12 protein-coding genes (1 of these 12 only partly in view) are annotated in these 8,969 nt (G+C 58.3%); 9 read left to right on the top strand and 3 right to left on the bottom strand.

Features of this window, described 5'->3' with window-relative positions; translation table 11 throughout:
* Nucleotides 1–429: the final stretch of a DUF2157 domain-containing protein gene (locus ACO079_RS01280; RefSeq protein WP_421791223.1), read on the top strand. Its footprint begins 933 nt before the window's first position; the window shows 429 of its 1,362 coding nt (coding positions 934–1,362); its start codon lies beyond the left edge, outside the window; the stop codon is at nucleotides 427–429.
* Nucleotides 426–962 carry a GDYXXLXY domain-containing protein gene (locus ACO079_RS01275; RefSeq protein ID WP_421791222.1) on the top strand — a complete coding sequence of 179 codons (537 nt, stop codon included), beginning with the start codon at nucleotides 426–428 and terminating at the stop codon, nucleotides 960–962. Before ACO079_RS01280 ends, ACO079_RS01275 begins: the two co-directional genes overlap by 4 nt.
* Here ACO079_RS01275 and ACO079_RS01270 read toward each other — a convergent pair.
* Nucleotides 959–1,588, bottom strand: coding sequence for a rhomboid family intramembrane serine protease (locus ACO079_RS01270; protein ID WP_421791221.1), 630 nt, complete (start codon nucleotides 1,586–1,588; stop codon nucleotides 959–961). The genes ACO079_RS01275 and ACO079_RS01270 overlap by 4 nt on opposite strands.
* A gap of 152 nt (nucleotides 1,589–1,740) precedes the next feature.
* On the opposite strand from ACO079_RS01270, the gene hfaA reads away from it, so the two are divergent.
* Genes hfaA through hfaD form a run of 3 tightly spaced genes read left to right on the top strand, consistent with a single transcriptional unit; the run spans nucleotide 1,741 to nucleotide 4,322 of the window.
* Nucleotides 1,741–2,184: a holdfast anchoring protein HfaA gene (gene hfaA / locus ACO079_RS01265; protein ID WP_421791219.1), complete on the top strand. Its 444-nt coding sequence runs from the start codon at nucleotides 1,741–1,743 to the stop codon at nucleotides 2,182–2,184.
* Nucleotides 2,174–3,172 (top strand): holdfast anchoring protein HfaB, encoded by a 999-nt coding sequence (gene hfaB / locus ACO079_RS01260; protein ID WP_421791218.1) that lies wholly within the window; start codon nucleotides 2,174–2,176, stop codon nucleotides 3,170–3,172. The genes hfaA and hfaB overlap by 11 nt, the downstream gene beginning before the upstream one ends.
* Nucleotides 3,087–4,322, top strand: a complete 1,236-nt coding sequence (gene hfaD, locus ACO079_RS01255) for a holdfast anchor protein HfaD (protein WP_421791216.1) — start codon at nucleotides 3,087–3,089, stop codon at nucleotides 4,320–4,322. The genes hfaB and hfaD overlap by 86 nt, the downstream gene beginning before the upstream one ends.
* Before the next feature lie 40 nt (nucleotides 4,323–4,362).
* On the opposite strand, the gene ACO079_RS01250 is transcribed toward hfaD, so the two are convergent.
* Nucleotides 4,363–5,349, bottom strand: a complete 987-nt coding sequence (locus ACO079_RS01250) for a hypothetical protein (RefSeq protein ID WP_421791214.1) — start codon at nucleotides 5,347–5,349, stop codon at nucleotides 4,363–4,365.
* Nucleotides 5,350–5,511: 162 nt separating this feature from the next.
* Between ACO079_RS01250 and ACO079_RS01245 the strand changes: the two genes are divergently transcribed.
* The 3 genes from ACO079_RS01245 to ACO079_RS01235 all read left to right on the top strand — a co-directional run bounded on the left by ACO079_RS01245 (nucleotide 5,512) and on the right by ACO079_RS01235 (nucleotide 7,343).
* Entirely contained in the window at nucleotides 5,512–6,063 is a 552-nt protein-coding gene (locus ACO079_RS01245) for a PAS domain-containing protein (protein ID WP_421791213.1), read from the top strand.
* Between the two features lie 43 nt (nucleotides 6,064–6,106).
* Nucleotides 6,107–6,724, top strand: coding sequence for a PilZ domain-containing protein (locus ACO079_RS01240; RefSeq protein WP_421791212.1), 618 nt, complete (start codon nucleotides 6,107–6,109; stop codon nucleotides 6,722–6,724).
* A 73-nt stretch (nucleotides 6,725–6,797) separates the two neighbouring features.
* Complete coding sequence (locus tag ACO079_RS01235; protein WP_421791210.1) at nucleotides 6,798–7,343, top strand: DUF4339 domain-containing protein; 546 nt, start codon at nucleotides 6,798–6,800, stop codon at nucleotides 7,341–7,343.
* Here ACO079_RS01235 and ACO079_RS01230 read toward each other — a convergent pair.
* Nucleotides 7,340–7,873 (bottom strand): gamma carbonic anhydrase family protein, encoded by a 534-nt coding sequence (locus ACO079_RS01230; protein ID WP_421791208.1) that lies wholly within the window; start codon nucleotides 7,871–7,873, stop codon nucleotides 7,340–7,342. The two genes, ACO079_RS01235 and ACO079_RS01230, sit on opposite strands and share 4 nt — an antisense overlap.
* Before the next feature lie 288 nt (nucleotides 7,874–8,161).
* On the opposite strand from ACO079_RS01230, the gene ACO079_RS01225 reads away from it, so the two are divergent.
* Complete coding sequence (locus ACO079_RS01225; protein ID WP_421791206.1) at nucleotides 8,162–8,926, top strand: PhoH family protein; 765 nt, start codon at nucleotides 8,162–8,164, stop codon at nucleotides 8,924–8,926.
* Nucleotides 8,927–8,969 lie beyond the last annotated feature (43 nt).

Below are 8,969 nucleotides of genomic sequence, written 5' to 3'. Positions count from 1 at the left end.
TTACTCGCGCTTGTTTTTGGTGGACTTTTGGCAGCCGCGATCATCTGGCGCTTCCTGTCCCGGCCGGAAAGCCGGACGCTTGCCATCCCCGCAGCCGCAGCGGGCGGGCTCGCCCTGCTCTTGCCGTCTCTGGCCGGATTATTGGGCGGTGAAGCGGTGTTGTTGTTACGAGTCTTTGTGGGGGCCTGCCTGTTTGCGCTGGCCGTGGCGCTGATTCTCTATGGTTCGCGCGAAGGCCGTCGCTTTACCGGCGGGGTCGGGATCGCGCTCTTTATCGCGCAGACACTTTACGTCTATGCGGAGACGTTTGGCGATTTGCTCGACACTTCGCTCTTCTTCCTGATTGGCGGGCTTTTGCTGTTCGGCTTGTCTACTGTGGTGATCCGAATGCAATCGCGCCTTTCAAACAAGACAGGAGAGGCCTCATGAGTCTCATGCTCAGGCTTATTCTGGTAGCCGCTGCGATGTCGGTCTTTCTGGTGGCGATGGTCGTCAATCATCATGCCCGCCGCTTCTCTGGTACCGAGATCATTCTGGATCTCGAACCTGTGGACCCAAGAGATATTCTCGCGGGCTATTACGTGATCATCAGCACGCCTCTGCATCTGCTGGATCCGCAGGCATTGGAAGGCGAGGATGAATTTGATGCCGGCGATGACATTTATGTGGTCGTCGACGGCAGCCCGGAAGACGGCTGGACCGCAGTCTCCATCCATCGCGAACGCCCGGAAAACGGCCTCTATATAAATGGCAAGGTCGAACGCGGCTGGAATGAAAGCGTTCGCGTCCGCTATAATCTGGAGCGCTATTATGCCGATGAAGAAACCGCACAAGCGCTTGAGCAACGCCAGCGCGATGACCGCGACAGCTTGCGCTTGATCGTTTCAATTGATCGCGGCGGACGGGCTCTGATCCGGGGAATCGAAATCGAGGGCGAACGCCATCTCGAGACACTTCTTTAAGCTCGCCGTCTTGCTCCGAACAGCACGACGAAGACCGGGAACAGCAATGCGCCGGCAATCAACCCGCCCAGATGTCCGGCCCACGAGATGGGAATCGGGAAGAGCGGGCCCAGCAAGAAGAGCAGGATATTGAAGCCTGCCCAAGGCACCGCATAGCGCAACATGCCGCGATAGCCGCCTTCGGCCCAACCCGCAGCCGCCAACAATCCAGAAACTCCGGTCGAGGCCCCGATCATGGGCGTCATCGAGTCCGGGGCGACCAGCACTTGAAAGCCGGCACCCGCGATGGAGCAGACAAGGAAGAACAAGAGAAAACCTGAAATTCCGGGCAGACGGCCACCAAATGGACGAAAGGCCCCTGCCCCGAATGTCAGCATGGCCATCGAATTGAAGACCAGATGCATGATCCCACCATGCAGGAAGACGTGGAAGATGTAAGGCGACCAGGGCCCAAGCGGGCTGGGGTGCTGCAGACCAAGAGCAGGGACAACTGCGCCGATCTGGAAAAATTGCCGGTTCAAATCTGGAACCAAAGCACCAATCGCGAAGACCGCTACAAAGCTGACGGCAAGCGCCAACGGCACCGGCGGGACATTATTGAAGATGGGCTGGCGGGCAGGCCGCATTTCTCATTATCCTTAATCTCTTGTTTGCCGGTCGGTTCTAATTTTTCGAGCAGAGTTAACAGATGATACCGTCGCATTGCGATGAAAGTGGCGGTTCATCTGGTTCATCGCAAGGCGCAGCTGCCGCACAGTTGCGCAGGAAAGGACAGACCATGCGCCGCCCTGCCATCCTGGTTGCTAGCGCGATTGCTGCATTCTGCACGACCCCCGCACTGGCTCAAAATGCCGGAGATTTCCAGCGCCCCTGGGGCACCAGCCCGGCCCAGACGAATCAGCCCTACCGGGCGGGAACCCGCGATGCCAATGGCAACCGCGTGGTGGTCAACGGCGTTCTGCAAACCGGTGTTGGCGTTCAAGCGCAAATGAACGGAGTTGGCGCGGTCGGGAATGCGCCGACGAATTCGACCAATACCGGCCAGACCGGCATGGCGTCCAGCGGGCATAATTCCAGCGCTCTGGCGGTCGGCAACCAGCTGAACGTCGTGGTCAGCGGCAACTACAACACCGTGATCGTGAATTCGACACAGACCAACAACGGCAATGTGACCGCAGTGTCCAATGCCGGGGGTGGCGAGGACGATGAGAATGGCAATTAAGCAGCTCCTTATTGCTGCAACATCTGCCTTGGCGGTTGCCGGGTGCGCCGTCACGCCCAATTCCGGGTTTGACGGGCGTTATGCCAATCCGATTGGCAATGCTCCGGTCACACCGAATCCAACACCCTATTCTGAAGCTCTGGTTTGCCTCGGCAGTACCGCGCGCTCACAAGGTCGGCATTCCCCAGTTATCGCGGTGGGCCGGATTTCGGACTACACCGGAGCCGCCAATCCGGAAGGCGGCGGGCCCGCGATCACGCAGGGCGCTTCATTGATGGCAATGTCTGCGTTTGCAAAAGCGGGCGTCAATCTAGTTGAGCGATTTGATACCTCCGTTGCTGAACTTGAAATGCGTTACTCCAACAATCGGCTGATTGGCGATAGCGCGGAAGAGGATGGTCACCGTCTGATTTATGCTGGCAGCATTCCGGGGTCAGACTATCATCTTGTCGGTGGGGTCACGGAGCTCAATTACAATATCCGCTCCCAAGGCATTGATTTCCTCGGGGGTGATCGGATCGATTCCGATCCCACCGGCGTATTCAATGGCCGCCTTTATGTGATGAATGTCGCCATCGACTTGCGTCTCGTAAATACAGAGACACTGCAAGTGGTCGATGTCATTTCCTATCAGAAACAAATCATAGGCCGCGAAGTTAGCGCCGGCGTGTTTTCTTTCTGGGGTGATGCCGTCATCGACATTTCCACCGGAGGGCGCTCGCTGGAGCCCATTCAATTGGCGGTTCGGTCCCTGATCGAACGCGCCGTCCTCGAATTTTCGTCGACCCTTTATGGCATCGAAGCGCGCAGCGTGTGCGCCTTTAACGATCCTCTGGGTCTGACCAACGCGGCCGGCGGCATCAACCCCGGCACGTCCTATGCCTCCCGATCAGGAGCTTCCAATGTCCAGATTCGCCAAAGCGTTGACCGCGGGCACCAGCGCCGCGACCCTGCTGTGCGCAACGGGTTACGCGGAAGATACGACTGAGGTTCTGAATGGCCAGATCAATCTGAATGCGCAGGTCAATGCGCATGGTCAGGTCGTGGTCGGTCATACCGGTAATGTAAATATGACGGCAGCTGGTGTCGGCAATCAGCTCGATGTTGAAACCGCCTCGCCTCATGATGTGACGAGCACGCAAGAGCTTGGCGGGTTTGTATCCGCAACAGCAGAAACCAATGGCGTGGCCATAGATGGAACGGCCACGACGGCCTCTACTGCTTATGGCAATTCAGCCGTGCTCGATCACTATGGTGATGTCGATGTGTCGCTCTCTCAAAGCACGGCTGATGGATCCAGCGTCTTTTCGGGTGCCACGCTGAGGCTGGATTCCTATGCGGTCGGCAATATTACTGCCGCCTCGGCGGCCGCGAATGCGGTCGATACCAATGGCTATTATGGCTCGATTGTTGGCGGTATCAGCCAGGACTCAGGTGCAAGCGTTGAAGCCAGGGCACTGGTTGAGGCCCGAACAGCCGGGCTCGGCGAGTTCTCGGCTACAGCCGCATCGGCATCCGGCAACGCGATCCGCTCACACGGGCGGGAATCCGCCGTTATCCTTGCCACCGACCAGGCCAATCGCGGGACCGTCCGCGCCTCTTCGCGTGTGAATGCCGGCGGCGGCGGTGTGTTTACGACCGTCGCCACTCAGGCGCAGGGCAATGGCCTCGATATCGCAACCGAATGGGCCTATGGCGAAGCGCGTGGAAGCCAGGACAACAGCGGCGATACGGATGCCGAATCGAACGTCAATATCGGTAATTTCGATGTCGATACGGTCATGGTGTCCTCAGAAAGCCTTGGCAATTCTGCCCATCTGACCAATCTGGGCACTGATACTTTCCTGGGGCTGGACCAGACCAATACCGGCAACTCCCGCGCAATTGTCCGCTTTGATGGAGGGTTTGGCGGCGAAGTCATCGGTTCGGCCGCTGCGTTCGGCAATGCCACGACCAGCTGGGGCTGTCAGTTCTGTCCGGATACGACCAATCAGGGCGTGATCAACCAGACCAATTCCGGTCAGGTGAACGCGACCTTCCAGTCTCAATATCTGACGGGCTGGGGCACAACCGGGACTGCAACAGCGGTAGGCAACTCGGCTACCTTCGTGACACGCGATGAAAACAGCGGGCAATAAAGCCCGTTACCTCTTTCCAGAGCAGAATGCTGGCTTTCGGCTAGCGGTATCCGCCGACGCCACCATCCAGCATGAGCGTCATGCCTGCGGTTGAGACGATCTCGCGGCGGCGCTCGACCATTTCGGTATAGCGTTCTTCGCGGCGGATATAGACCAGCTTGATGCCCGGCCCGTGTAGGCGAAGCAACGAGCGTTCATTACAGTTGCGCCGGGGTTCCTGCGTCGCACAGAAGACACGCCCCCCGCTTTCATGGCGCAAGGCCTCTCCCTGGCTGCAGACCAGCGTGAAGGCGTCATCAAAGACATCCCGTCCGTCGACCCGCCAGCCAATGGTGACCTGCATGAAGGTGCCGGACATGCAGCGGAATAGCTCTCCGTCGAAAATCTCCTCCACCCGCTCTCCAGGATCCGGGCGCGAAGCGGGATGAGGCGTGCCGCGGTCATCTATGCAGACCGCGCGGATCACACGCCATTCTTCCAGAATACGCACGCGCTCTTCTTCCACCATCTCGACTTCAACAAGACCGGCGATGTTCAATCCATTGATCGCCGTTGCTGGAGGAGGTGCAGAAAAACTGCCCCCGCCACCACCGAGGGATATAATCGTAGCACCGCCACCACCTCCGCCGCCGCCTGCACCACTGCCGCCACCGCCGCCAGTTCCGGTCGCGCCGGACGTTGCCGTAGCGGTCGCTGTGGAGCTTGCGTCGATATTTGTCGTGACGTTCACATTGGTATTGACGTTGACGCCTATATTGATGCGGGGGCCAAAAATACGAATGTCCGGTGTCCGGATCCGGTGCCCGCCTCCGCCGCCACAACCACCGCCGCCATAACCTCCATGGCCACCGCAGCCTCCATGGCCACCACCGCCGTGACCGTGACCTCCGCCACCATGACCGCCGCCCCCGCCATGACCGCCGCCGCCATATCCCCCGCTCACCTGAGCGCCGGCAATTGCAGCTGACGAAGCGAAAAGGGCCAACACTGCGGCTTGAAACAAGGCTTTTACAGGCGACACGCGCATGGCGGTTCTCCGGTTCAATTCCTGAGCGAATTCGATCGCTTACGCATTTCTCCGCGCAGGCGAACGTCCACTCTCTTTTGAAGCGTATGGCCCAAGGATTGAAATTCGGTTGCCAAAATGGCCAATCCCGGCACAGCGAGTGAAAAAGGCGTAGCTCTTATCATGATGCATGCACATGCCCGAACCCTGATGTCCTATTGGGACTCCCGGCGCCGAGACGACGCCGTGCCCGCCCGCGCAGACATCGCTGCCAGCGATTTGCGGGACTTGCTGGGCAACCTGTTCATGCTGCAACGCCATGATGCGTCCCATCATGTTTTCCGCCTGGCGGGTACCAAGCTGTGCGAACTTCATCAACGCGAATTGCGCGATCAGAATTTTCTCAGTTTCTGGCGCGGTTATGATCGCGAACAGGTCCGTCTTTTATTGGAATCCGTGCTGGCCAACGCTGCACCCGGCGGCGCTCATTTGACCGCCCATTCGCTTAATGGCGACAAGCTTGAAGTGGAATTGGTTGTTACGCCCATTGCTTCGGCCTCTGGCAAGGTCGATCGGCTTCTAGGTCTCTATCAGCCCTTGCAAAAACCGGATCGTTTTGCCCAGCGTCCGATCGTCCGGCACGACCTGATTCGGCTTCATCTGCCGAAAAACCTAAGCTGGGTGCAACCGCCGGCTCCGGTCTTTGGTTTCAACAAAGCTGCAAATGACCGCTAATCCGGCAAATTCTTTTTAACCGATCCGCGTCAATCTTGGTGCGATGGCTGATACGTTCACTCGTCTGGACCGGAGGAAGATCCGGGTTGCTGCCCGCGGCGCAGAGGACCGGCGCAAACACAAGCGCGTGGAATTGCAGCTCTATGGCCGCTTTCTGGATTCCTTAGGCACCGAACATAAATGCCGCCTAATCGACGTCTCTCCGGGCGGAGCAAAAGTGATGTCCAAAACACCGCCCATGCCGGAAGATCAGATCGTTCTGCAAATTGACGGGCTTGGCCGGCTGGAAGGCCGCGTTTTGCGAAAAGGAAGCAACTGGTTTTCTTTGCAATTCTCTGCCCGCCAGCGAAAACGCGACCGGCTGGCCGATGCCATCACCTGGCGGTTCAATATGGAACGCCTAGGTCTTGAAGAAGACCGCGCCGCCCCGCGTAAACAAGGTAAGGGCCGTGCCAGATTACATTTCGCAGATGGGCTGTCGATCGAAGCCGATGTGGTTGATGTCTCGATCTCGGGTGCAGCCTTTTCTTGCCTTGAGCGCCCTCGGATTGGAGAAGAAGTCCGCGTGGGCGAGATGAAAGGCCATGTCGCCCGGATTTGGGAAGGTGGATTTGCCGTCGCATTCATGCCGCCTTCAGGCGAAAGTGCTAATGCAGCCTAAGTAACACGCTTGGCCTCAATCTTGCCGGATAGACGCAAGAAGCTAGGTGTAACGTATCAGAATGGCGCGTGTGATGAGTGTGGATGCCGGTCAGGCAAGAACGTGGTTTGTGAAAGTGGATGGGCGGATTTATGGCCCGTACACCTCTCCACAAATGCGCGGCTATATCAGCGAAGGCCGGGTCGCGGATTACACGCAGGTCAGCGTTCAGGGCGATGGCGACTGGAAGCCGGCGTCCGACGTTGAAATCCTCGCCAGCTGGATCACGGAAAACCGTGAGTCCCGCATTGCTGAAACCGCGACTGAAAATCCGGCCAATCTTCTTGTTATCACTCAGGTAAATGAAGACGCTAGCGAGGCCGTCGGGTCAGTCCTGGCCCGCTATGGCGAGACGGTAGATATTGTCCCGGGCGTCTGGATGGTGCGGGCGCGAACGACTGCGTCCGTGTTGCGCAATGATCTGTCACACCTGCTCGATCGCGATGACAAGCTGATGGTGGTCGATGCCAGCCGCGACCGGTCGGCCTGGTTCAACTTTGCCACAGAAACCGACGCCAAGGTGCGTGAGCTCTGGCGCGGTGAAACGCCAGCAGAAACGCAAGACGACAACGCGTCCTAAAGCGAGACGGGCTTGAGCCCTTTTTGGTGGCGCTTCCAGTTTCCGACATAATGATCGGCTGAGGCCTTCAAGATCTCGAACATGTCCGGCTCAAGCGTGCGCATCACCTTGCCCGGAGATCCAACCACCAGTGAGTTATCCGGAATTTCCTTGCCCTCGGGCAAAAGGGTGTGCGCCCCGATAATGCAATTGCTGCCAATCTTCACACCGTTCAGCAGCGTCGCGCCAATCCCGATCAGGGAATAATCGCCAATCGTACAGCCATGCAGCATAACACGGTGGCCAACGGTCACGCCTTTCCCGATCACCATGGGATAGCCATGGTCGGTGTGCAGAACGGAATTATCCTGAATGTTGGTATCCTCACCAATGGTGATGTCATCCACATCGCCGCGCACCACCGCATTATACCAGACGCTTGCATTCTCCAGCATCGTGACCCGCCCAATGACATGCGCGCCGGGGGCCACCCAATAATTGCCGTTCTCGGGTAGATTCGGCGTGTGGTCGTCAAGGGAATAAATCGGCATGTGGCTCTCCGGACACGGGGCTGGATGAAAGATATGCGACGGGGGCGATTAAGGTTTGTTCACCATACTAGACTGATACTGCGTTTGCGATTCGACACTTCCGTTGGATTGCAGGCGCTTCGAAGAGGAGGCGAGTGGCCCTCGTGCGAAATGGACGCACTCACAGGCCTGACATCCCGGCACACAGCCGGAGTGACTCCGCCCCTTCCTTCGCGCACCTCTCATCTTGTGTCAGTCAACAGCCCTCGCCCTTCGGTGAGGGTTTTTTAGTTTCAGGAGAGCCCTTCCATGGCGAAACGTTCCGCTAAGCGCCGTCAATCCTCTGGCGAGTTCAATTCCGGTCACTACCAGGACGAACAAGCCAAGGTGCGGGCGCTTTTTCCGGGCACAAATTGGTCACCCGATGAAAAGGAGCCAATGCGCGATCAGCGTTATGTAAAGAACGTCAAACCCCGCTCGGAAGGGCAAGCCAATCTTATGAAAGCCATCGACCAGAATTCCATGGTCATGGCGCTCGGGCCGGCCGGTACCGGCAAGACCTATCTCGCCGTCGCCAAGGCCGTTGAACAGCTTGAAAAAGGCGATGTCTCGCGCATCGTCCTCTCCCGCCCCGCCGTTGAAGCCGGGGAAAGCATCGGCTTCCTGCCCGGCGCGATGGAAGAAAAACTCGCCCCTTATCTGCGTCCCCTCTACGACGCGCTATCGGATCGTCTCTCGCCGAAGCGCCTGAAAGCGCTGATGGCGGAAGGCCTGATCGAGATTGCGCCCATCGGCTATATGCGCGGGCGCACGCTGAACAATGCCTTTGTCGTCGTCGATGAGGCCCAGAACTGCACCTATGGTCAGCTGAAAATGCTGCTGACGCGGCTGGGCTGGCACTCGACCATGGTGGTCACCGGAGACCCGGCCCAGACCGACCTCCTGCCGGAAATGTCCGGCCTGCAGGACATCTCGGAGAAGCTGGAAAATGTGCCGGACATCGGCGTTATCCGCCTGAAAGCGGAAGACATTGTCCGCCACCCGCTCGTCGCCTCCATGCTGGATGTGCTCTAGGACTTCAGCGGCACTCTAAACGCAATGAAACCGGCGGGGATAA

Source organism: Hyphobacterium sp. (genome assembly GCF_965228115.1).
In the GTDB taxonomy this organism is placed as follows: Bacteria; Pseudomonadota; Alphaproteobacteria; order Caulobacterales; family Maricaulaceae; genus Hyphobacterium.
Note: the sequence above shows the minus strand (reverse complement) of the source record. Positions and strands in the feature narration are given on the sequence as shown.

Bases quoted from the DNA above. Each gene is read 5' to 3' on its own strand.
- hfaB (WP_421791218.1), top strand. From the start codon at position 2,174: ATGGCAATTAAGCAGCTCCTTATTGCTGCAACATCTGCCTTGGCGGTT.
- ACO079_RS01225 (WP_421791206.1), top strand. From the start codon at position 8,162: ATGGCGAAACGTTCCGCTAAGCGCCGTCAATCCTCTGGCGAGTTCAAT.
- ACO079_RS01270 (WP_421791221.1), bottom strand. From the start codon at position 1,588: ATGCGGCCTGCCCGCCAGCCCATCTTCAATAATGTCCCGCCGGTGCCG.
- ACO079_RS01235 (WP_421791210.1), top strand. From the start codon at position 6,798: ATGAGTGTGGATGCCGGTCAGGCAAGAACGTGGTTTGTGAAAGTGGAT.
- ACO079_RS01240 (WP_421791212.1), top strand. From the start codon at position 6,107: ATGGCTGATACGTTCACTCGTCTGGACCGGAGGAAGATCCGGGTTGCT.
- hfaD (WP_421791216.1), top strand. From the start codon at position 3,087: ATGTCCAGATTCGCCAAAGCGTTGACCGCGGGCACCAGCGCCGCGACC.
- ACO079_RS01245 (WP_421791213.1), top strand. From the start codon at position 5,512: ATGATGCATGCACATGCCCGAACCCTGATGTCCTATTGGGACTCCCGG.
- hfaA (WP_421791219.1), top strand. From the start codon at position 1,741: ATGCGCCGCCCTGCCATCCTGGTTGCTAGCGCGATTGCTGCATTCTGC.
- ACO079_RS01275 (WP_421791222.1), top strand. From the start codon at position 426: ATGAGTCTCATGCTCAGGCTTATTCTGGTAGCCGCTGCGATGTCGGTC.
- ACO079_RS01230 (WP_421791208.1), bottom strand. From the start codon at position 7,873: ATGCCGATTTATTCCCTTGACGACCACACGCCGAATCTACCCGAGAAC.
- ACO079_RS01250 (WP_421791214.1), bottom strand. From the start codon at position 5,349: ATGCGCGTGTCGCCTGTAAAAGCCTTGTTTCAAGCCGCAGTGTTGGCC.